The organism is Pseudonocardia charpentierae, assembly GCF_031845345.1.
GTDB lineage: Bacteria > Actinomycetota > Actinomycetes > Mycobacteriales > Pseudonocardiaceae > Pseudonocardia > Pseudonocardia charpentierae.
On sequence record NZ_JAVREJ010000003.1, the window covers coordinates 69,286 to 91,375 of the forward strand.

Consider the following 22,090-nt stretch of genomic DNA (forward strand, 5'->3'; position numbering starts at 1 on the left):
GGTCCGATCGTGCGCAGTGAGCGGGAGTAAGGACATGCACAGGACGTCGCGCGTGCTCGTCGGGGTGATCGCCCTCGTGCTGTCGGCCGTGCTGGCCGCCTGCGCGACCGGCTCGCCGTCGCCGGGAGCCGCCCCGAGCCCGGCGGGGTCGGGTGGCACCTCGTCGGACGGCGCGGCGCAGGGCACCGTGGTGTTGGTGATCCGGCACGGCGAGAAGCCGGACGGCTCGGACCCCGGCGTCGACGCAGGGGGCAAGAAGGACAACAGCTCCCTGACCGCCGTCGGCTGGCAGCGGGCAGAAGCACTGGCCGACCTGTTCGACCCCACCTCCGGCCCGCTCCGACCGGGGCTCGCGCGCCCCACCGCGATCTACGCATCGGGAGCGGACGACGACGGTGAGGGGAAGCGACCGCGTGAGACGGTCGCTCCGCTCGCCCAGCGGCTCGGCATCACGGTGAACACCGACTACGGCAAGGGCGACGAGCAGGCCCTCGTCAAGAACGCCACCGGCCGGCCCGGACCCGTCCTGATCTGCTGGCAGCACGGCGAGCTCCCCGACATCGCCGCGGCCTTCCCCGGCGTCACGCCCACGCCGCCCGCCGACTGGCCGGGCGACCGGTTCGACGTGATCTGGACCTTCACCAGGACCGCTGACGGCTGGCTGTTCGCCCAGCTTCCCGAGCTCGTGCTGCCGCAGGACCAGAACACCGTCATCGACGGGTGAGCAGACGCTCGGCCCGGTCCGTCGCGGGCGCGGAGTTCGGTCATTCGACTCAAGTCGCGGCCCTCCCGCCGAGCCCAACGTCGTCGGCATGTCCCATCACCTGGACTCTCCCCTCGCTCGCCGCGACTCCCGGCTCAACATCACCGACCAGTACATGACGGACGACACCGCCGACGGGCAGGTCCTCGTGCGTGGCCGGACCGGTGAGACGGCCCCGCTGCCCTCCGGTGGCCGGGTATGGGCGGGACGCGCAGCCGATCCGTTCTACCTCGACCTCTCGCTGCTGGGCGACGTCGACGCGGTCGTGCAGAAGGGCAAGGACCTGCCACTGGCCGAGCGCCGGGCGCAGGACACGGTGAACACGTTCACGGGCTCGACCGACCGGCTGATGCAGAGCTGGCGTTCCCCGCGTACACGGCCGGGATGCGGCCGGCCCAGGGCCGGGCGGTCTCCAGTTCGGCGGCGACGTCAAGGAGCTGGTCCTCGCGCAGGCGACGTGCGGCGAGCTGCACACCGACGGGAAGGCCGTCGTCGTCGACGCCGAGCGGGAGTGAGACGGCGGGCTGCCCGGTCCAGTTGAACAGCTGCGTGAAGCACACGAGCGGCAGCAGCGGGGCCAGCGCGTACGCGATCGTCATGGGATCGTCGAGGCTGACGGCGTAGTCGCCTGCAGGTGGGGGCAGGTAGTCGGTCATCGGTGGCACCCGCCTGCCGACGGTGGGGGTGAGCAGCAGGTCGAGGTCCTGCTCGTCCCACCACCGGTCGACGGCCACGCAGGTCTGCTGCATGAACTCGGCGAACTCGAGGGCCTGCAGTGCGCTGAAGGACCGGCCCTGCTCGGACAGGGTCCAGAGCACCGGGCCGACGTCCTGCGGGGTGAGGGGGCGGCCGATGATCCTCGCGACGGTGTCGAGATCGCGTGCGAGCATCGTCGGCGCAGGCCCGGACAGGCCGTACTGCCAGTCGTGGGCGAGGAGGTCGTAGCGGGGCGGGTCGACCGGGATCGCCGTGTGACCCAGCTCGGCGAGCAGGTCGGCGGTCTCGGTCGCGACGCGGGCGACCACGGCGTCGGTCTCCAGCCCGGGTGCCACCAGGAACGGGGTGGTGGTGATCCCGATCCGGAGCCGCCCGCCGCCTGCGGCCGTCCGCGGTGCGTCGACGGGGGCGAACGGGTCTCCCGGGCGGCGGCCGCTGAGCAGGGGCAGCACCGCGGCGGTGTCGCGCACCGTCCGGGTGAGGACGAACTCCTCGATCCAGGCGTGCGCGACGGAGTTGACGGCACTGATCAGCGGGCCGGGGGAGACCCGCCCGCGGGTGGGCTTGAGGGCGACCAGCCCGCACAGCGCGGCCGGTATGCGCAGGGATCCGCCGCCGTCGTTGCCGTGTGCCAGCGGGACGAGGCCGGCGGCGACGGCCACGGCGGACCCGCTGCTCGAGCCCCCGGTGGCGTGGTCGGTGTTCCAGGGGTTGCGGGGCATCGTGTGCAGTGCGAGGTCGGAGACGCCCAGCTCGACGCCCTGCAGCGCCGACGTGCTGCGGCCCAGGAAGGCGAAGCCAGCGTCCCGCAGTGCGGCGGCCAGGTAGGTGGTGCGGTCCGAGACGTGCCCGCGGTCGCGCAGCAGGCGCAGCCCACCGTGACCGTACGGGTAGCCCTCCAGCTCCAGCGCGATGTCCTTGACCAGAATCGGGACGCCCGGGAACGGTGCGTCCCGCGACACCGCCCGGGCGTGCTCGAGGGCGCGCTGATGCGTCCGGATGAATACGGCTCCCAGCTGCGGGTCGAGCAGTTCGACCGCCTCGATCGCGGCCTCGACGAGTTCGGTGGGCGTGACGTCCCCGGTGCGGACCAGCCCGGCCTGGGCGGTCGCGTCCAGCCGGGCGAGTTCGGTGAGATTGATCAGGGTTCTCCTCCACATCGGTCGGTCCGGACCTGCGGCAGACCGGTCAGGAATCGAGAAGCATCGGTCGTCGAGCCACACCTAGCGTGACCGGCATGAACATCAGCACTCGGGCGAGCGTGAACTGGACCAAGTGGTTCCGGCAGGTGCACCGCTGGCTGGCCGTCGTCTTCACCGTGTCGATCGTGGTGACGACCGTTGCGCTGCTCCAGGACGAGCCCCTCGTCTGGGTGTCCTACGTTCCTCTGCTCCCGCTCGCCTTTCTCCTGTTCACGGGTCTGTACATGTTCGCGCAGCCGTACGTCATCAGGCGGCGCGCCGGTCGACGCGCCGCGTAGGGCGCCGACACACGGCGCCCGCACCTGGCCGCGCCGGCTACGTGATCTCCGAGTACAGGCTCAGCACGTTGCCGCCCGGGACCTGCCGGTACCACTTCACTGCCGCGGCGAGGTCGCTCACCGGTAGCCCGACCGCCGCGCTGGAACGTCCATAGCGGGCATATTGGCCAACGCCGCGTCGGGTGGCCAGAGTCGGTGGCTGACCGGGCGGCGGCTGCTCCTCGAGACTGTGCGGACCGTGCGGGCTCACGCCCGCACGGCGCACACTGCCGATGCGGGGCCGACGACGACAGGGAGAAGCGCAGATGGCGGATGCGGTATGGGTCGGCGTCGATCTCGGCACCCAGAGCGTCCGCGCCGTCGCCGTGGATGCCGCCGGGACGCTGCAGTCCGCGGCGGCTCGACCGCTGGCCAGTCGGCGCGACGGCAATCGCCACGAGCAGGACCCCCGTGAATGGTGGGTGCAGGTGGCCGACGCCCTGGCCGAGATGACCGGCAACCTGCCCGGCGGGGCGGCGGCGCGAATCGCCGGCATCGCGGTGGACGCCACGTCCGGCACCGTGCTCCTCACCGATCCCGACGGCACTCCGCGCACGCCCGGCCTGATGCACGACGACTCCCGGGCCGGGGCGCTCGCCGCCGAGGCGCAGGAGGCGGGCGAGGCGCTCTGGGAGCGGCTCTGCTACCGGATCCAGCCGGTGTGGGCCTTGCCGAAGCTGTTGTGGTGGCGTGACGAGGGCATGCTGCGCGATGGCGTCCGCCTCGCCCACCAGGCCGACGTCATCACGGCGAACCTCGTCGGGCATCCGGTGGCCAGCGACACCAGCCACGCGCTCAAGACCGGATACGACCTGATCGGCCTGCGGTGGCCGACCGAGGTGCTCGAGAAGCTGAACGTCGACCCGGGGGTGCTGCCGTCGGTGCAGCGGTCCGGGACCGTGCTCGGGCAGGTCGGCGCGGACGCGGCGGAACGGACCGGTCTGCCGGAAGGCGTGCCCGTCGTCGCCGGCATGACCGACAGCTGCGCGGCCCAGCTCGCGGCGGGCGCGCTGTCGGCGGGGGAGTGGAACTCGGTGCTCGGGACCACTCTGGCCCTCAAGGGTGTCGCCGACACGCTGCTGCACGATCCGACCGGCGCGGTGTACTCCCATCGCGCTCCGTACGGCGACCTGTGGCTGCCCGGAGGCGCGTCCGGCACGGGCGCCCGCGTGGTCGCGGCGCTGTTCGGAGGGCAGGATCTCGACGCGCTCACCGAGCGCGCACGCCAGGTCCGCGACGTCCCGCTGTGCTACCCGTTGGCCGAGCACGGCGAGCGGTTCCCGTTCGTCGAGCCCGAGGCGCGTGGGTTCCTCGGCGACGGCCCGCTGCCCACCGGTCCGGACGAGGTCGACGACCAGGCGCGCATGTTCGCCGCCGTGTGCACCGGGGTCGCGCACGTGGAGCGGCTGTGCTTCGACCTGCTCGACGGCGCCGGCGCCGACGTCAGCGGGCCCGTCAGCTTCACGGGTGGGGGCGCGGGCAACTCCTGGTGGAACCAGCTGCGCTGCGACCTGCTCGGTGTGGACGTGCGGATCCCGAGCAGCGCGGAGGGGTCCTTCGGCATGGCTGTGTTGGCGGCCGGAGCCGTCGAGGGTGACGTGCCGGCTGCGGCCGCTCGCATGGTGAGAACCCGGGAGGTCCTTCATCCGGATGCTGGCCGCCGGACCGAGCTGGCCGTCGGCTACGCCGACTTCCTCGATGCCCTGACCGGCCGCGGGTGGCTCGACTCCGGGATCGCCGCGCACGCACGGAGCCGCGCAACTGCATGACCGCCCCGTGTCTCAACGATCTTGCGTCATACCGCAGCTGCTACGTTGGTATTGTTATACCGGTGCGCGAGGTGTGAGGACGTCATGATCGAGTTGAAGTCGCCCGCAGAGATCGAACGGATGCGCACCACCGGGCAGTTCGTCGCCCAGGTCCTGTCCGAGCTCGGCGAACTCGCCGACGTGGGCGTCAACCTCCTCGACCTGGAACACCACGTCCGCAACCAGATCCGTCGGCGCGGGGCGCAGTCCTGCTACTGGGACTACTCCCCGTCGTTCGGCAAGGGCCCGTTCCGCAACGTCGTCTGCCTGTCGGTCAACGACGCGGTGCTCCACGGACTGCCCCACGACTACGCACTGCGCGACGGGGACGTCGTCAGTATGGATCTCGCTGTCGGGATCGACGGCTGGGTCGCCGACTCCGCCCGCACCGTCATCGTGGGCACGCCGGCCGACGACGACCTGCGACTCGTCCGTGCGACCGAGGAAGCGCTCACCGCCGGCATCGACGCCGCGAGGCCGGGAAACCGCCTGGGCGACGTCTCCGCGGCGATCGAGGGGGTCGCCACCGGCTACGGCTACCCGATCAACACCGAGTTCGGCGGCCACGGGCTCGGACGGACGATGCACGAGGATCCCCACGTCCCCAACAAGGGGCGCGCCGGGCGCGGCCTCAGACTCCGGGCAGGCATGACCCTGGCCCTCGAACCCTGGCTCGCCCGCACTACCGACCGGATCGTCTTCGACCCCGACGGCTGGACCATCCGCTCGGCCGACGGCTCGCGCACCGCCCACTCCGAGCACACGGTTGCGATCACCGACGACGGTCCCCTCGTGCTCACCCGACGCCCGTCCACCGCGGCCTGAGGGGCGGATCGAGGTAGCGCCTCACGCGCCCCGCGGAGCTGCGATGGCCGGTTCCTCGGGCCAGCGGGCGGGCGGGGGACCGAACGCCCGCCCGGCCGCACTGATCACGGTGCGAGCGGCGACGACGTTGCCCACTCCGCCGATGATCACGCCGATCCCGAACGGGAGCGCCCGTCCTACCGCAAGGGCGAGCTGCCGCGTGACGTAGCGCTTGACGAACCACCGCCCGAGCGTGGTGTTCACCGGGCCCAGCACGCGCAGCGGCAGGGCCTCGGTCACGGTGCGGGCCCATCGGTCCTTCCCGCCGGTGACCTTGCGCATCAGCTCGGTCCCGCCCGCGCCCATGACGATCCCGAGGACCAGCGCGCGCCGACGTTCCACGTCGTCGATGTGCATGCTGTGCACCTCGGCAACGGCGAGGGTGTAGAGCACCGCGGCATCGAGGGCCGCGGCAGCCTCCGCGGCCGCAGTAGCCAGCGAGACGGCGGTCCCGATCGCCGGGAAGATCGCGATCCCGCCGCCCACCGCGCCGAGACCCGCGACGGCGAACTGGTAGCGGCGGTCCAGGGCGGCGATCACCTGCTCCGGTGTGGCGTCCGGCTCCTTGGTGCGGATCTTCGCGATGTGCGCTGTCACCCGCGGGTGCTGGGCCCGCAGCGCCCGCTCCACCACGTTGCGCAACACGCGCCCCTGGATACCGGCGGGCGCCGCCGGTACGGATTCCACAGCGGGCTGGCCCGCGTCGATGCGGTCGGAGGAGGATCGGAAGAGGCTCACCACAGCATGTCCGTACCCGAATCCTCGACCACCTACCGCAGTGCGCTGCGCCGACGAGCGACGACGGCCGCCGGCTCCTGCGCCTGCCGCGAGTGGTCGGAGCCCCAGGCGGCGAGCAGGGGCAGCACCTGGGCGGTCGGGGAGTCGGGCTGCACGGTGTAGACCACGACCTCGCGCACCCCGGCCGGGCGGGGTGGTACACCGGACGACATCGTCCGTGCCGTCACGTGGGTGGTCTCCGACGACGCCGCGTTCGTCCACGGCGCGGTCCTGGCGATCGACGGCGGCATCTCCGGCACCCGGCTCTAGCGGCGTGGGGAAGCACCTGGTGGAACGGCGAGGGCCAGCAGCGGCAGGGTGAGGCTGACGACGATGATCAGTACGGAGAAGGTCGGCAGCGCCGCGGCGGGGATGACGACGAGCTTGAACGTGTCGATCGCGGTGTGCACCAGCGCCGGGGCCCAGACCGTGCGGCGGCCCGTCTCGTAGAGGTACGCCAACGGCACCGACGTCACCGCGGCCACTGCCATCGCGCCGATGCCCACCGCCGGACCGAGCGTGACCACGATCGGGACGTGAGCCGCCGCGATGAGCGGCATCGTGGCGACCGTCGCAGCCCGGAACGAACGCCCCTCGCGCAGGCGCCGGAACGCATACCCCCGCCACACGAGCTCCTCGGCCAGACCGTGGAAGGCGAACACCCCGAGCAGCAGCCACGGCCAGTCGGGACGCAGGAGGATCTCCGTCCCGCTCACCGCCGCGGTCACCGGGAAGACCAGCACGACGAGGGCCGACACCGCCGCCGCCACCGCGAGCGCGCGGCCCCCCGGCCGTCCCAGCCCCAGCCGGCGCAGGAGATCGGGAAGCGGCGAGGGGTGCCGGATCCGTTCCATGACCACCGCCGTCAGCAGGACCGCGGCCAGGATGAGCACACCCCATCGGCCGGTGGCGTCCAGCGCACTCGTGCCCAGCAGCACCGCGCAGAGCACGGCGAAGCCGGCGAGGAACCTGAGCCAGGACCGCAGCGACCCGACCGCCGGACGCGGCCGGATCGCCGTCGCCGTCCGCTGTTGCCTCGCCATGGCGTGGACCTCCCGTGGGACGCGGCCGCCGATCGGCAGCTGCGGAGCGAGGATGGCGGCGCACGGGGTGGCGGCACACCACCCCGCAGCCGTCCACCCGGGTGGGAGCGTCGTCGCCGACCGATGCCGTGACGCCACGACGGGAAGCTGGGACACTCCCGGCACCGCGCCCGGAACCGGACCGGGGCGAAGCCGGGAGCCGCCATGTCGGAGGGTCGAACGGCCCCGCTGATCGCGGCGAAGCAGGTGGTCCCGCCGGTGCGCCCCGGCGCGGTGCGCCGGGCCCGGTTGCACGCACCGTTGCTCGCCAACGCCTGGTCCCGGCTCAGCGTCGTGGTGGCGCCGGCGGGATGGGGCAAGACGACGCTGCTGTCGCAGTGGGCCCACGACCCGGCCGAGACCCGGTGCGTCGTGTGGGTCTCCCTCGACGAGGCGGACGACGATCCGGTGCGGTTCTGGACCTACGTGCTGAGCGCGCTTCAGCGTGACGTCGCCGGGCTCGGCCCCGCCGCGCTGCGGGCGCTGTCCACGCCCGGGCTGGAGCCCGTCGACCTCGCGTTGCCGACGTTGCTCAACGAGCTCGCCACCGTCGACGGCGCGTACGTACTCGTCCTCGACGACTACCACCTCGTCGGATCGGCGGCCGTTCACGAGGGCGTCGAGTTCCTCCTCTCGTACCTGCCGCCCGCGCTGCGGGTGGTGATCGCGGGCCGGTCGGATCCGCCGCTGCCGCTGGCCCGCCTCCGGGCCCGCGGCGAGCTGACCGAGCTCCGCGCCGCCGAGTTGGGCTTCCGCGTCGACGAGGCGGCGGCGCTGCTGACCGCCGTCGGCGAGACTCCGGTCGAGCCGTCCGCCGCGACGGTGCTGACCGAGCGCACCGAGGGCTGGGCTGCCGGACTGCAGCTCGCGGCCCTCACGATCCGCCACGCGGAGCGGCCGGCCGAGGCCGCGGCCCGGCTCGACGGCGGTGACCGGCACATCCTCGACTACCTGTCCCTCGAGGTCGTCGACCGTCTCGCCCCGGACCACCGCGACCTTCTCGTCCGAGCCTCCGTGCTCGAGCGGCTGTCCGGGCCGCTGTGTGACGCCGCCCTGGACCGCACCGGATCGGCCGCCGCTCTCGAGTCGCTGGACCGCGCCGACCTGTTCGTGACGGCGCTCGACCCGCGCCGGGAGTGGTACCGCTGCCACCGGCTGTTCCGCGACGTGCTGTTGCGCCGGTTGGCGGCCGACCCCGACGCGCGCACCCGCGTGCTCGCCCGGGCCGCCGACTGGTTCCTCGAGCGCGGCTACGTCGCCGAAGCCGTCGCGCACCGGATCGCCGCGGGAGACGAAGGGGGTGCGGCGGACCTGCTGCGCTCACAGGTCCCCGCCTTCCTCGAGCGCGGCGAGCTCGCCGTCCACCTGCAACTGGGTCGGCGACTGCCGGCGGCGACGGTGCTGCGGGACCCGCGGCTGTGCGTGTCCCTGGCGTGGGCGGCCGGCCTGAGCGGCAGGTTCGCGTGGATGGGGCCGTGGCTGGACGCCGCCGAGAAGACGATCGACGACGACAGCCCGACTCCGGAGGGCTGGCACACGCTGCGTGGGGCTGTCGCGACCTTGCGGGGCGTCGAGTACAGCATCGCCCGTGCCGACATGGAGGCGGCGCTGGCGGCGGCGTCGGAGGGATGCCGGTTGGAGTGCGACCCGGCGGTTGCCGGCTACGTCATGGCGCGGACGGTGCTCGGCGCGGTGCTCGGTCTCTACGGGCGGCCGGACGAGGCGGTGCGGGTTCTAGACGGGGTGTGGAACACGGCGCGGGCCATCGGGCTCCCACCGCTGCTCGGCCTGCAGGCCGCCAGCATCCAGGCGATGGTGCTCGGTGAGACCGGCCGGACGGACCAGCTCCGACGCCTGTTGGCCGAGGTCGGACCGGTCGTCAGGGCGGCGCAGGACCGGTGGGGAAGTGCGACGTCACCGGGAATCGCGCGCCTGCGGACGGTCGAAGGGGAGCTCGCCCACCGCGACGGCGACCTGGCGGCCGCCGCGACGCTGCTGCGCCGGGCTGCCGACCTCGCCCGCACCTTCGGCGAACCCGTCGCCCACGTCACCGCGCTCACCGCCCTCGCCCAGGTGGAGCTCGACGGCCACGACCGCGCGGCGGCCCGCGCAGTCCTCGCGGAGGCCAGAGACGTCGTCGACAACGAGCCGGTGGCTCCGCTCACCGTCCGCAGGCTGGAGGCCGTCGAGCACCGCGCCGGGCGCACGGCGGTCCGGGACGCACGCCGGGCTGGCGCTCTGGTCGAGGAGCTGACCGACCGCGAGCAGGCGATCCTGCGAGCGCTGGGCGGCGACGCCACGCAGCGCGAGATCGGCGCCGCCCTGCACCTGTCGATCAACACGGTCAAGGGCTACACCAAGATCCTCTACCGCAAGCTCGGCGTCGGGAGCCGGGAGGACGCGGTGCGGGAAGGGCGTGCCCTGGGGCTGATCTGAACCACCCGGGTGGAACCCGGAGGAGGTGGTGTGGGCCCACCCGACCCGCGGCGATCGTGGCCGGGACCGCGCACCCGATCCTCCGGAGGCCACCGTGGCTGCCCACGACCGAACCCTGCCCGACTCGACCACCTGCGTCATCGCCGGCTGCGGACCCGCGGGCGCGATGCTCGGGCTGCTGCTCGCGCGTGCCGGCGTCGGCGTCGTCGTGCTCGAGAAGCACCCCGACTTCTTCCGCGACTTCCGCGGCGACACAGTCCACGCGTCGACGCTGCAGATCCTCGACGACCTCGACCTCACCGAGGCCTTCGCACGCGTGCCGCAGCACCGGACCACGCGGATCAACCTCATGACGGACGACGGCATGACGGCGATGGGCGACTTCACCGAGCTTCCCGGCAGGTTCCGCTACCTGTCCATGGTTCCGCAGTGGGACTTCCTGTCCTTCCTGACCGCCCAGGCCGCCCACTACCCGGGGTTCTCGCTGCACCGGGAGGTCGAGGTGACCGGCCTGGTCGAGGACGGCGACGGGGTGGTCCGCGGGCTGCGCTGCCGCACCGCCGCCGGGGAGGAGGAGATCCGCGCGGACCTGGTGGTCGCCGCCGACGGCCGGTCGTCCGCCACCCGCGCCGCGGCCGGTCTGGTGACGACCGAGTACGGCTCGCCGCTCGACGTGCTCTGGTACCGGGTGTCGCGTGCAGCCGGCGACCCGTCCGGCACCCTGCTGCGCATCGCCCCGGGAGGCCTGTTCCCGATGATCGACCGCGGCACGTACTGGCAAGGAGCCCACACCGTCCCGAAGGGCGGGTTCGCGCAGCTGCGCGCCCGCGGCATCGAGGAGTTCCGGGCGACCCTGCGCACCTACCTGCCGTTCCTGGGCGACCGTGTGGAGGAGGTCGACTGGGACGGCGTCGGCTTCCTCGAGGTCCAGGTCAACCGTCTCGTCTCGTGGTCGCGGCCCGGCCTGTTGTGCATCGGCGACGCGGCGCACGCGATGTCGCCCGTCGGCGGCGTCGGGATCAACCTGGCGGTCCAGGACGCCGTCGCCGCGGCGAACGTCCTCGTCGGACCGCTGCTCGACGGGCGGGTGCGTCCCGCCGACCTGCGCGCGGTGCAGCGGCGACGGGAACTGCCGACCCGGTTGACCCAGCGGCTGCAGCTCGGCATGCAGCGATCCATGATCGGTTCCATGCAGGCGGACCACACCCGGGTCCCGCTGCCGATGCGGCTCGCCACGCGTTTCCGGCCGGTGCGTCGCCTGGTGTCCCGGTTCCTGGCGCTGGGTGTTCGGAACGAGCGGGTGCGCACCGCGGTCGCACCTCGTGTAGCGGCCGTCCCGGACGTCGCGCCGTCGAGCTGATGAACCTGCGGTACCGGGTGGGAGTGGCTGCTCCGCTCCCCACCGGTGTCGTCGCCGAGATCGAGCGCAGGTTCGGCGCGGTGCGGATCACGCAGGGTCGACCGGCGACCGTGCACGGGAACGTGATGGACCAGGCGGCCCTGCGAGGACTGCTCACGCTCCTGTGGGACGCCAACGCCGACGTGGTCAGCGTGCGGATCCGTCCGGACCGCGACCGAGACGAGCAGTGAAGGGCGTGTCGACCGCGGTCACCGGGTGTACCTGGAGCGCGCTTGCGTTACTGCTGTCCGCCGGCACGGGCCGGTGAGACCGAGGGCCGCGTGGGGTAGGTCGGGAGGTCGATGGCGTCGGCGGGCGGCGTGAACAGCTTCGACCTGAGGCCGCCCAGGCGCTCGGCGGCCGGGCTGGCGGCGATCCGCAGGACGGTGTTCATGACGCCGACGCCGGCGCGGCTGCGCGGGTTGGCGATCCGCGGTGTGCCCGGCGGCAGCTTCTGGGCCTGGTCGACGTAGGGCCGCACCACGGCGTCGTAGCGGGCGAACGCCGCGGTGTGCGGATGGGCGGCGAGCTCGCCCGCAAGGATGTAGGCGCCCGTCAGCGCGAGGCTCGTGCTCATGCCGCTGACGGGGGAGGAGCAGTAGGCCGCGTCCCCGACCAGGGCCACGCGCCCGCTGCTCCATGACGGCAGGCGAGCCTGACCGACGGCGTCGAAGTAGAGCGGGGCGTCGTCGAGCGCGCTCAGTACACGGGGTGCGACCCAGCCGACGTCGGCGAACGTGCGGCGCAGGATCGTGACCACGGCGTCGTGGTCGAGCTCGTCGAGGCCACGGACGTCGGACAGGAAGGTCAGCGTGGCCCGGATGGTGCCGACGTTGTCCGGCCGCAGGCTGAGGCTGCGACCGCGGGCGGCACTGTGCCAGCGCCACAGATCGGTGTCGTCGGCGGTCCGGGGGATGGTCAGGTAGGCGCAGTAGAGGCCGAGCTCGCGCACGGCGTCGACACCGGGGAAGACCAGCGACCGGGTGCGGGACCGCAGGCCCTCGGCGACCACCACCACGTCGAACGTGCGGGTCGGCCCGTGGGCGAAGGTGACCGTGACCCCGTCGTCGCCGTCGTCGCCGTCGTCGAGGGCGACGATCTGGTCGCCGAAGACGTACTCGGTGTCGTCGCGGGTGCGGTCGACGATGATGCGGGACAGCTGGCCGCGCAGGATCTCCAGCTCGGCGGTGGCTCCGCCGGAGTCGGATCGACCGGCCGCGAAGCGGGCCACGGGAGTGCCGTCGGCGTCGACGAACTCGGTTCCCGTCTCGCCGGTCGACGCGGCGCGGATGGCGTCCTCGATGCCCATCCGGCGGGCCACCTCGCGGCCGGCGCCCCGGACGTCGATGTTCTGCCCGTCGTCGCGGAGCTCGTCGAAGCGTTCGACGACGGTGGTCCGCCACCCCCGGGTGTTGAGCCAGTAGGCCAGTGCAGGTCCGGCGATGCTCGCTCCGGAGATCAGGACGGTGGGAGTGCGCAATGGAGTCCCCTCGACAAAGTACTTCCACTAGTCTAGTTGCTAGACGGTCTAGGCGCCGGTCGACGACGGAGGGGTGACAGCGGTGGACGAGGTCCCCGAACTCAGCGGGCCCACGTTGCGCGTCCGAGCCCTGATGAACGCCGCGCGGGAACTCACGGCCCGGATGTCGCGCGAGCTCGGGATGAACGCGACCGACATGGTCGCGCTGGACCTCCTCGACGTCCACGGCCCGATGGGTGCCGCCGAGCTGGCGCGCCGGCTGGGCATCCGGTCGGCCTCGGCGACGGTTCTCGTGGATCGCCTCGAAGCCGCAGGCCACGTGGAGCGCATTCGTCACCACACCGATCGACGTCGCGTGATCGTCGCCGCCCGGCCGTCCGCCCGCGAAGCCAGCCTCGCTGTCTGGTTGCCCGCGATCCTGGCCATCGACCAGGTCGGCCGGTCGCTCTCCGAGGACGAGCAACGCGTCGTCAGCACCTTCCTCGACCGCATCACCGCGGCGATCACCGGCCCGGTGGCCGTCCAGACTGATCGAGGCTGATCTCGGTGCGCCGGAACTTGCTGGGGTTCACGCCGCGGATGCGTTTGAACGCCGCGCTGAAGCCGAAGGGGTCGGAGTAACCCACGGCGCGGGCGATCTCGCCGATAGTGGCGGTCTCGCGCTCGGCCAGCAGGTCCGCCGCGAGGGTCATGCGCCAGCGCGTGAGGTAGGTCAGAGGCGGCTCGCCGACCAGCTCGGCGAACCGTTTCGCCAGCGTGGCCCGCGACACCCCGGTCCGGTCGGCCAGCGAGGAGACCGTCCATGGCGCCGCCGGCTCGGCGTGCAGCAGCGCCACGGCGTGGCCCACGACCGGGTCGCGGTGCGCGGCGTACCAGGCCGGTGGCTCGCCGCCGGGCCGGTCGAACCACTCGCGCAGCGTGCACACCAGCATCCAGTCCAGCAGGCGGTCGAGGACGACCTGCTGGCCCGGGGCGTCGACGGCGACCTCGGCGGCCAGGAGGTCCCGCACGGCGTCGGTCGTACCGCCGGGCGCGACGCGCAGGACGTCGGGCACCGCATCGAGCAGCCGCCGGCCGATCTCGCCTCGGACCGGGTAGGCACCGACGATCAGCGTCGTCGCGTCGGCGGGGATGCCGGGGCCGCAGTCGTTCCAGCCGAGCCGGTGGAGGGTGCCGCCCTGCTCGGGCGTCGCGCACTCCTCGCCGCACTCGATCGGTTCGGCTGCGGTCCCGATCGCGTCGACGAAGGCGAACGACGCGGGACCCCGGACGATCAGCGTGTCGCCTGCGGCGACGTGCTCGGGCGCGCGGCCCTCCGGCACGATCCACCCGGACCCCTCGAGCACGGTGCACAACGTGAGCGGGGCGCCGTCCACGAACAGCAACGACCAGGGGGCCGACAGGGTCGAACTGCCGAACAGCGACCCCTGAGCTCGTACACCACGGAACAGATCACCGAAGGCGTCCACTCTCGCCACGTTAGACGAATACACAGGCGATCCAGCTCCTTGCCCATGGATCGTCCGAGGCGGTGCCGCCAGAATCGGCATCATGACCAGCAGCACCACCCTCGTACTCGGCGCCACAGGGAAGACCGGCCGGCGGGTCGCGGCCCGGTTGCGGCTGCGCGGCACGCCGGTGCGCGCGGCTTCCCGGTCCAGCGCGACCCCGTTCGACTGGGCCGACCCTGCCGGGTGGGACCGGGCGTTGCAGGACGTCACCGCGGTCTACATCGTGCCGCCGGCCGTGCCCGGCCCGGTGCACGAGTTCGTGACACGGGCCGACGCCGCCGGCGTGCAGCGCCTCGTCCTGCTCTCCGGGCGCGGCGCCGACCTGTGGGGTGACTCGACGTTCGGGCTGGACATGCGCTCGGCCGAGGACGCCGTGCGCGGCTCGGCACTGGAGTGGACGGTGCTGCGGTCGTCGAACTTCGACCAGAACTTCGACGAAGACCTTTTCCACGCCCCGCTGGCCACGGGCGAGCTGGCGTTGCCGGCAGGGGAGGTCCCGGAGCCGTTCATCGACATCGACGACGTCGCCGACGTCGGGGCCGCGGTGCTGGACCAGCCCGGCCGGCACACCGGACGGATCTACGAGCTCACCGGACCGCGTGCGCTGACCTTCGCGGAGGCCGTCGACTTGATCTCCCGCGCGTCTGGGCTGCCCATCACCTACAAGCAGGTCTCGCCGGCCGAGTACACCGCGGCGCTGGTCGACCAGGGGTGGAGCGAGGACGACGCCCACCACGTCGCCGAGATGTTCGTGATCATGGAACGCGGGGTGATCGCCGGGACGACCGGCGACGTCGCCGCCGTGCTGGGCCGTGCGCCCCGGACCTTCGAGGACTACGTCGTGCGGGTCGCGGCGGCGGGAGCGTGGCAGCGATGAGTACCCCTACCGGCACGCTGACCACCGACGACCTCGAGTTCCTCGGACGCCCGCTGCACGGGTTCCTGACCGTGGCCCAGGGGCCGCAACCGCCACAGCCCCGGCCGGTGTGGTTCGAGGCCACCGCGGACGGGACGATCCAGTTCTTCACCGCTCCGGACTCGCTGAAGATCCGGCGTCTGCGTCGCGACCCCCGCGTCTCGATCGTCGTCGCCGCCCCGGTGGGTGAGCGCGAGCGCTGGGTGTCGGTCGCCGGTCGCACCACGGTGGAGACCGACGGCGCGCACGACCTGTGCTCACGCCTCGCCGCCCGCTACTGGGACCTCGACGACCCGGTCCGGGCGGCCGACCTGGCTGCGATCCTGGCCGACGACCAGGTCCGCGTCGTCATCCACCCGGAGGCCGTGCACCGCTACGCGTACTGAGCGCAGCACAGGTCGAGGCGCGACCGCTCAGCCGGGCCGTCGGAGGCGGAGCCGGTCGACGAGGGAGAACAGGCGTCCGGTCAGGAGCTCGGGCGGCTCTGCCGGGGGGACGGCTTCCGGGCCGGTCCGCAGGCGTCGCTCGTTGCGATGGGCGAAGACCATGCCCCCGGCACGATGCCGTCGCAGCCGGTGTCGCAGTCGTCGTGGCATTCGCCACCTCCTGTCGACTCTCTCCGATGAGCCTGCCACGGCTGTTCCTCCGGCGATAGGGCCCGACCTCGTCCACCTGACGGGCGAGGGGTGGGACAGGATCGCGGCATGGCCCGTATGCCTTCCCGCCGCACGCTGCTGGTCGTGGGCGGCCTCGTCATGGCCGCCGTCGTCACGGCGGCAGTGATCGTCTCCACGCGGGACGACGCTCCGCCTGCGGTCGAGGTGCAGTTGCTCGCGCTGAACGATTTCCACGGGAATCTCGAGCCGCCGAGCGGGTCCAGCGCTCGCATCGGCGGCGTCGAGGCGGGCGGTGTGGAGTTCCTCGCCACCCAGCTGCGGCTGCTGGCCGAGGAGGCGGCGCGGCCGGACACGATCACGGTCGCAGCCGGTGACCTGATCGGGGCGTCGCCGCTGCTCTCCGCGGCGTTCCACGACGAGCCGACGGCCGAGGCGCTCGGGCTCGCCGGGCTCGACCTCGCCGGCGTGGGCAACCACGAGTTCGACGACGGCTCCGACGAGCTGCTGCGTATCCAGAACGGCGGATGTCATCCGCAGGACGGGTGCGCCGACCCGGCGCGTCCGTACGGCGGTGCCGCGTTCCAGTACCTGTCGGCCAACGCGTTCGTCACGGCCACCGGGCAGCCGCTGTTGCCGCCGTACGCCGTCCGCGAGGTGCAGGGCGTACGCGTCGGCTTCATCGGGATGACGCTCGAGGGCACCCCGGACATCGTGACCCAGGCCGGGATCAGCAGGCTGGGGTTCGGCGACGAGGCCGAGACGGCCAACCGGTACGCCGCGGAGCTGCAGGAGCAGGGCGTGCAGGCGATCGTGGTGCTGCTGCACGAGGGCGGCGCCCAGAACGGCGGCGAAGACATCAACGGATGCGCGAACCTCGCCGGGCCGATCGTCGACATCGTCCCCCGGTTCTCGAAGGCGATCGACGTCGTGGTCAGCGGGCACACGCACCAGGCCTACAACTGCGTGTTCGACGGCCGGGTCGTCACCAGCGCGAGCTCGTTCGGGCGGCTGGTCACCGACATCGACCTGCGGATCGACCCGGCGAGTGGTGACGTCGTCGACGCGCGGGCTCGCAACATCGTGGTGGCCCACGACGTGGCGCCCGACGCCGCGCAGAAGGAGCTGATCGGGCGCTATCGGACGCTGCTCGGGCCGGTGGCCGCCGAGGAGGTGGGGGAGACCAGCGCGGCGGTCACCCGGGCCGCCGGGCCGTCCGGGGAGACGCCGCTGGGCAACCTCATCGCCGACGCCCAGCTGAGCGCGACCGACGACGAGCAGGGCGCGGTCGCGGCGTTCATGAATCCGGGCGGTGTCCGGGCCGACCTCGGCGCCGGGCCCGTGACGTACGAGGAGGCGTTCACCGTCCAGCCGTTCGGCAACTACCTGACCACGCTCGACCTGACCGGTGCCCAGCTCGACTGTCTGCTCGAGCAGCAGTTCGTCACCGAGCGGATGCTGCAGCCCTCGGCCGGCGTGCGCTACACCGTCCGGTAGGCGGGAACGCCGGGTACGGCGAGCGATCCGTGTGCGGGGACCAAGGTGGACGGGATCGTCGTCGCTGGTGTCCCCGTCGATCCCGCTGCCGCGTACCGGATCACGGTGAACAGCTTCCTCGCGGGCGGCGGCGACGGGTTCTCGGTGCTGACGGAAGGGGTCAACGACGTCGTCGGCGGTCCCGACCTGGACGCGTTCGTCGCCTACCTCGGCGCGAACCGGCCCACGGCGCCACCGGCCACCGACCGGATCACCGTCGGCTGACCACCCAGCAGCATTGACGGTGGTCACTGCGGCCGCGACGATCACTCCGGCTCGCCGTGGCCTATCGAAGGATCCCGGTGGACCGGCCGACGACGACCGAGCCCGAGGAGGCGTAGTGACCGGCGAGTCCGACCACCCCAGGACGTCGTCCGTCGAGGCCGCGAACGCTGTGGCCGCTCAGGTTCGGGAGGTGCGTGATGTGCTGCGCACCGACGCCGCCGCTGCGGGGATCGACATCGCGCGGGTCGACGCGGCGGTCGACACCGCCCTCGCCGGGTACGCCGAGGCCCGCGTGCACGGATTCATCGGCGTCCTCGTCGAGCGGGACGTCCGATCGGCGCTCCGCCTCCGGCAGGTCGGCGCCGCGACGATCACGGCCGACACCGACGATCACGGCTGAGGCCTCTACGGCAGTCTGGGCTCGTGCATCTTCAGCTCGTCGCCGTTGTCGTCGAGGAGTACGAGCCCGCGATCCGGTTCTTCTGTGACGCGCTCGGCTTCGACCTGGTCGAGGACTCCCCGTCGCTGACGAACGACGGGCGGGCGAAGCGCTGGGTCGTGGTCCGCCCACCCGGCGCGCAGACCGGAATCCTGCTCGCACGCGCCGATGAGCACCAGGCCCGGGCCGTCGGCGACCAGACCGCGGGCCGGGTTGGCTTCTTCCTGCACGTCGACGACTTCGCCCGGGCCCATGCACGGATGCTGTCGGCCGGGGTGACCTTCGTGACCGACCCGCGGACGGAGCCCTACGGGCAGGTGGCGGTGTTCCTCGACGTCGCCGGCAACCGGTGGGATCTACTGGGACCGGCTCCGACTCAGCATCCGAGGACGTCGAGGTTCCGTTCCGCGTAGAGGCGGTGTTCCCACTCCTCGTTCAGCACCGTTCCCACGCATTCCGCGACGGGGTAGCTGCCGGCGTCGGGGTATTCCGGCCCGTCGACGGGCTCGGTGGTGCCCGCCAGTTTCTCCGCGGTGAGGCTCTCGATCACCCGCCGGACGGTCTGCGTGCGGTCGGCGCGCAGGGCGAGCACCTCGTCCAGGCTCGGCCGGGCGTCGCGGTCCCACGGGACGGCGGGGTCGGGCGTCATCTCGTCGAAGGGCAGGCTCAGGGGATGCCACGGTGTCGGGTCACCGAGAATCGCCCGCCGCACCCAGATGTCGGTGGCGAAGACCAGGTGCCGGAGGGTCTGGATGAACGACCACTCGCCGTCGACCCGCTCGTGCTGTAGTTCGGGTCGCAGGGCTCGTGCGCGCTCCACGGTGCCGGCCCACAGGGACTCGAGGATGTTCCAGGCTTCGCGGAAGCCGGCGACGTCGACCGGGCGCATCGTGGCGCGGTGGGGATGGCGCCGGTCGAGCTCGGCCTCGATCAGCGGTCCGACGTCGACGCCGTTGATCCGCAGGTCGCCGACCTGGCCGTCGATCTGAACCTCGTCGATCCACGCGCCGCGCACCCGGATCCGCCAGAAGCTCGCCCGGGTGACCGTGGTGTTGTCCAGCCGGGCGTCGGTCAGCGACACGGCGGTGATGTGCAGCCCGGAGTGGCTCGCGCTCGACACCTCACTCATGCCGTGAGCCTCGCACTCGGCTCAACCGGCCCGCCGCGGTGGCCGGGTCTGCTCGCCCTCCAGCCATGCCCGGGCGAACGCCTCGGGTTCCACCCGGCTGCGGGTGAGGGCGAGCAGGTCGACCGTGTGCGGATGGCGCGGAAAGGTCAGCCCGGAGCGGCGGCTCGCTGCGGCCGCCGCGCCGTAGCACCGCGCCGCCTCGACGAACTGGCCTGCCGGCGCGTGGTGGTTGGCCTCCTGTTCGAGGAGGTCGCCGACCTCGCGGCCGCCCATCGCCAGGTAGTGCCGCATCGTCGGCGCGGACAGGCGCAGGCCGGCGGCCGGATCGCCGGTGAGCAGGGCCTCGACGCCGAGGGCCATCGAGGAGAAGAACGCCGCGAAGGTGTTCCCGGCCGAGGTGGCGTCGGACAGCACCGTTCGTGCGTCGTCCGCGGCGTCGGGCGTGCGCAGCAAGATCCCGGATGCGGCCTGCACGGCTCGGGCGGCGAGCACGACGTCGGAATCGTCCGCACCGACCTCGGCCGCGGCCACCGCGAGCCGGGCGGCGAGTGCATAGTCGTCGCCGACCCACACCGCTGAGGCGAGCTCGGCCATCGCCTGGCCCGCGTCGGCGCGGTGTTCCTCGGCGACCCCGCGGAGCACCGGGAGTGCGGCGTCGACGTGCGGGCGTGCCAGGTGCATCTGCTGGGTGAGCCCCAGCGCGGTTCCGTGAGCGGCGTGCAGCAGGGCGCGCTCGACCGGAGGGGCCGCGTCGGCGACGCCCTCGGTGGCCGCCAGCCATGCCAGTCCCTCGACCATGTGCGAGCGGTTGTGCCAGAAGGTGGCGAGCCGTGCCGCGGCGGCCGCGCCTCGCGACCGGGCGCCGGGATCGGTCGTGCGGATCGCGTCCCGCAGCAGCGCGCGGACCTGGTCGTGGTCGGTCTCCAGGGCGTCGTACCAGGCGCTCTGGTCGGCGTGCCCGATACGTGGCCTGCCCGCGACGAGCGCGGCCGCCCAGCGGTCGCGGGTGTCGCGCAGCGGGTCCGCCTCGGCGACCGCGGCGAGCTGCGTGACCGCATGGGCCCGCACCGGGACCAGCTGGACGAACCGGGAGCGGCCGCCCGGGACGGCGGGTGGGACGGAGTCGAGGAGCGAGCGGTGCACCAGCGAGGCGAGGAGGTCGGCGACCACCCCGGGACGCAACGGCGGCCCGCCGCACACCGCGGCGGCGGCCGTCGCGGAGAACGCGCCGCCGAACACGCCGAGCCTGCGGTGCAGCACCTGCTCGTCGGCGTCGAGCAGGCGATGGCTCCAGTCGACGGCGTCGGCGAGCGTCCGGTGCCGGGGCTCGCCCCGTCCTGGCCGGCTCAGGTCGGCGGGCCGCCGGGCGAGCAGCTCCGCGGTGTCGTCGAGAGTGAACGCCCGCAGCCGGGCCGCGGCCAGCTCGACACCCAGGGGGATGCCGTCGACCGCCGCGCAGATCCGGGCGACAGCAGGCGCCGTCGCGGGCGTCAGCGCGAAGTCGGCGTCGAAGGCGCGCACGCGGTCGGCGAAGAGCAGCGCGCACGGGTTCGTCGCGACGTCACGGGGATCGTCGGACGGGACGGGCAGGGGCCCGATCCGCACGATCTGCTCGCCGTCGACCCCGAGGGGTTCGCGGCTGGTGGTCAGGACGGCGAGCGACGGAGCGGCACGGACGAGCGCCTCGGTGACGCCTGCCGCCGGTTCCAGCAGGTGCTCGCAGTTGTCGAGGACGAGCAGCATGTGGCGGTCGGCGACGAACACTCCCAGGGTCTCCAGGGCCGCGGCGCCGGGCCGGACGGCGAGGCGCAGCGCCGAGGCGACCACAGCCGCGACACCCGCGACGGATCCGGCTTCGACCGCGGCCAGGGGCACGAAGAACACACCGTCCGGGAACTCCGCCTCGGCCGCGTCGGCCACCTCCGCGGCCAGCCGCGTCTTGCCGCACCCCATCGCGCCGACCACCGAGACGAGCCTGTGGGCGCCGAGGCGCCTGCGTACGTCGGCCCGTTCGTCCGTGCGGCCGACGAACGTCGACAGCCGTACCGGAACCGGTGCCGCGGCCGCGTCGCCTGCCGACACGGCAGTCGCCGCGGACGCCGGTGCGTCGAGCGCGGGGTCGTGGGTCAGCACCCGCCGTTCGGTCTCGCGCAGTTCCGGCCCCGGCTCGATCCCGAGCTCGTCCCGCAGCAGCAGCCGGGTCTCCCGGTAGGCGTCCAGTGCGGCGCTCTGCCGCCCGCACCGGTAGAGCGCGACCATCCGGTGTGCGTGCAGCTTCTCCCGGTAGGGCTGCTCGGCGACGAGCGGCCCGATCGCCGCCAACGCCTGCTCGGGGCGCCCGGTGTCGAGCAGCGCGGCGACCCGCACCTCGCGCAGCGCGAACCACAGGTCCTCCAGGCGGGTGCGGACCGGGCCGATCCACTCGTCGTCGAGGTCGGCGTAGGGCCGGCCGCGCCACAGCGTCGATGCGGTGTCGGCCACGTCGAGCGACACCTCGGGGCGGCCGGCCGCCAGTTCCGCGCGGGCCGTCGTGACCGCTGCCTCCAGCCGTCGCGAGTCCACCGCATCGGGATCGGCGACCAGCCGGTAGCCGCCGGGGTCGGTGACCAGGACGGTGGGCCGGCTCCGGGCAGGCCGCCCGGGCTCCAGCACACGGCGCAGGCGCCACACGTGGGACTCGAGCACCGCTGCGGCGCGGTGCGGGGGGCGCGATCCCCAGACGGTTTCGACGAGCCTCGCCGCGGACACCTGGTGGTTCAGCTCGACGAGCAGGGCCGCGAGGACGGAAGCGGGGCGGCGGCCTCCGGGCGCCCGGTCGGCGTCCGCGGCACTGATCGTCAACACGCCCAGGTCGCGGAACCGCATGTCCCACCGT

General features: G+C 73.1%; 20 protein-coding genes and 1 pseudogene. 14 read left to right on the forward strand and 7 right to left on the reverse strand.

Annotation, left to right across the window (positions count from 1 at the left end; translation table 11 throughout):
* Positions 1 to 34 precede the first annotated feature (34 nt).
* A complete protein-coding gene (locus tag RM445_RS05765) occupies positions 35 to 724 on the forward strand; it encodes a histidine phosphatase family protein (protein WP_311555000.1) in 690 nt (229 codons plus the stop codon).
* A 365-nt stretch (positions 725 to 1,089) separates the two neighbouring features.
* On the opposite strand, the gene RM445_RS05770 is transcribed toward RM445_RS05765, so the two are convergent.
* Positions 1,090 to 2,640, reverse strand: a complete 1,551-nt coding sequence (locus tag RM445_RS05770) for an amidase (protein ID WP_311555001.1) — start codon at positions 2,638 to 2,640, stop codon at positions 1,090 to 1,092.
* A 77-nt stretch (positions 2,641 to 2,717) separates the two neighbouring features.
* Here RM445_RS05770 and RM445_RS05775 point away from each other — a divergent pair, with 77 nt between their 5' ends.
* From RM445_RS05775 to map, 3 genes are all read left to right on the forward strand, one after another.
* Positions 2,718 to 2,960 (forward strand): hypothetical protein, encoded by a 243-nt coding sequence (locus tag RM445_RS05775; RefSeq protein ID WP_311555002.1) that lies wholly within the window; start codon positions 2,718 to 2,720, stop codon positions 2,958 to 2,960.
* 305 nt (positions 2,961 to 3,265) lie between these two features.
* Positions 3,266 to 4,768, forward strand: a complete 1,503-nt coding sequence (locus RM445_RS05780; RefSeq protein ID WP_311555003.1) for an FGGY-family carbohydrate kinase — start codon at positions 3,266 to 3,268, stop codon at positions 4,766 to 4,768.
* Positions 4,769 to 4,852: 84 nt separating this feature from the next.
* On the forward strand, positions 4,853 to 5,632 hold the full coding sequence (gene map, locus RM445_RS05785; protein ID WP_311555004.1) for a type I methionyl aminopeptidase: 780 nt from the start codon (positions 4,853 to 4,855) through the stop codon (positions 5,630 to 5,632).
* Positions 5,633 to 5,653: 21 nt separating this feature from the next.
* On the opposite strand, the gene RM445_RS05790 is transcribed toward map, so the two are convergent.
* The gene (locus RM445_RS05790; RefSeq protein WP_311555006.1) at positions 5,654 to 6,409 is read right to left on the reverse strand and encodes a hypothetical protein; all 756 of its coding nucleotides are present in this window, start codon (positions 6,407 to 6,409) and stop codon (positions 5,654 to 5,656) included.
* Between the two features lie 210 nt (positions 6,410 to 6,619).
* Here RM445_RS05790 and RM445_RS05795 point away from each other — a divergent pair, with 210 nt between their 5' ends.
* Positions 6,620 to 6,718, forward strand: coding sequence for a hypothetical protein (locus RM445_RS05795; RefSeq protein ID WP_311555426.1), 99 nt, complete (start codon positions 6,620 to 6,622; stop codon positions 6,716 to 6,718).
* Here the strand turns inward: RM445_RS05795 and RM445_RS05800 are convergent.
* Positions 6,715 to 7,491, reverse strand: coding sequence for a CPBP family intramembrane glutamic endopeptidase (locus RM445_RS05800; protein WP_311555007.1), 777 nt, complete (start codon positions 7,489 to 7,491; stop codon positions 6,715 to 6,717). The two genes, RM445_RS05795 and RM445_RS05800, sit on opposite strands and share 4 nt — an antisense overlap.
* Before the next feature lie 204 nt (positions 7,492 to 7,695).
* On the opposite strand from RM445_RS05800, the gene RM445_RS05805 reads away from it, so the two are divergent.
* From RM445_RS05805 to RM445_RS05815, 3 genes are all read left to right on the forward strand, one after another.
* Positions 7,696 to 9,966, forward strand: coding sequence for a LuxR C-terminal-related transcriptional regulator (locus RM445_RS05805; protein WP_311555008.1), 2,271 nt, complete (start codon positions 7,696 to 7,698; stop codon positions 9,964 to 9,966).
* A 94-nt stretch (positions 9,967 to 10,060) separates the two neighbouring features.
* A complete protein-coding gene (locus tag RM445_RS05810; protein WP_311555009.1) occupies positions 10,061 to 11,326 on the forward strand; it encodes an FAD-dependent oxidoreductase in 1,266 nt (421 codons plus the stop codon).
* Positions 11,326 to 11,556 carry a hypothetical protein gene (locus tag RM445_RS05815; RefSeq protein ID WP_311555010.1) on the forward strand — a complete coding sequence of 77 codons (231 nt, stop codon included), beginning with the start codon at positions 11,326 to 11,328 and terminating at the stop codon, positions 11,554 to 11,556. The genes RM445_RS05810 and RM445_RS05815 overlap by 1 nt, the downstream gene beginning before the upstream one ends.
* A gap of 47 nt (positions 11,557 to 11,603) precedes the next feature.
* Here the strand turns inward: RM445_RS05815 and RM445_RS05820 are convergent, their stop codons facing one another.
* The gene (locus RM445_RS05820; RefSeq protein WP_311555011.1) at positions 11,604 to 12,845 is read right to left on the reverse strand and encodes an FAD-dependent monooxygenase; all 1,242 of its coding nucleotides are present in this window, start codon (positions 12,843 to 12,845) and stop codon (positions 11,604 to 11,606) included.
* Between the two features lie 82 nt (positions 12,846 to 12,927).
* Here RM445_RS05820 and RM445_RS05825 point away from each other — a divergent pair, with 82 nt between their 5' ends.
* Positions 12,928 to 13,386, forward strand: a complete 459-nt coding sequence (locus RM445_RS05825; RefSeq protein ID WP_311555013.1) for a MarR family winged helix-turn-helix transcriptional regulator — start codon at positions 12,928 to 12,930, stop codon at positions 13,384 to 13,386.
* Here the strand turns inward: RM445_RS05825 and RM445_RS05830 are convergent.
* Positions 13,349 to 14,314, reverse strand: coding sequence for an AraC family transcriptional regulator (locus RM445_RS05830; RefSeq protein WP_311555014.1), 966 nt, complete (start codon positions 14,312 to 14,314; stop codon positions 13,349 to 13,351). The genes RM445_RS05825 and RM445_RS05830 overlap by 38 nt on opposite strands.
* Positions 14,315 to 14,396: 82 nt before the next feature.
* On the opposite strand from RM445_RS05830, the gene RM445_RS05835 reads away from it, so the two are divergent.
* From RM445_RS05835 to RM445_RS05855, 5 genes and pseudogenes are all read left to right on the forward strand, one after another.
* A complete protein-coding gene (locus tag RM445_RS05835; RefSeq protein WP_311555015.1) occupies positions 14,397 to 15,233 on the forward strand; it encodes an NmrA family NAD(P)-binding protein in 837 nt (278 codons plus the stop codon).
* Positions 15,230 to 15,658, forward strand: a complete 429-nt coding sequence (locus RM445_RS05840; protein WP_311555016.1) for a pyridoxamine 5'-phosphate oxidase family protein — start codon at positions 15,230 to 15,232, stop codon at positions 15,656 to 15,658. Before RM445_RS05835 ends, RM445_RS05840 begins: the two co-directional genes overlap by 4 nt.
* 369 nt (positions 15,659 to 16,027) lie before the next feature.
* A pseudogene (locus RM445_RS05845) lies at positions 16,028 to 17,647 on the forward strand (bifunctional metallophosphatase/5'-nucleotidase).
* A gap of 115 nt (positions 17,648 to 17,762) precedes the next feature.
* On the forward strand, positions 17,763 to 18,047 hold the full coding sequence (locus RM445_RS05850) for a three-helix bundle dimerization domain-containing protein (protein WP_311555017.1): 285 nt from the start codon (positions 17,763 to 17,765) through the stop codon (positions 18,045 to 18,047).
* A gap of 23 nt (positions 18,048 to 18,070) precedes the next feature.
* Positions 18,071 to 18,499 carry a VOC family protein gene (locus tag RM445_RS05855; RefSeq protein WP_311555018.1) on the forward strand — a complete coding sequence of 143 codons (429 nt, stop codon included), beginning with the start codon at positions 18,071 to 18,073 and terminating at the stop codon, positions 18,497 to 18,499.
* Here the strand turns inward: RM445_RS05855 and RM445_RS05860 are convergent.
* Complete coding sequence (locus tag RM445_RS05860) at positions 18,463 to 19,215, reverse strand: DinB family protein (RefSeq protein ID WP_311555019.1); 753 nt, start codon at positions 19,213 to 19,215, stop codon at positions 18,463 to 18,465. The genes RM445_RS05855 and RM445_RS05860 overlap by 37 nt on opposite strands.
* Positions 19,216 to 19,236: 21 nt before the next feature.
* Entirely contained in the window at positions 19,237 to 22,080 is a 2,844-nt protein-coding gene (locus tag RM445_RS05865) for an AfsR/SARP family transcriptional regulator (protein ID WP_311555020.1), read from the reverse strand.
* Between the last annotated feature and the right edge of the window lie 10 nt (positions 22,081 to 22,090).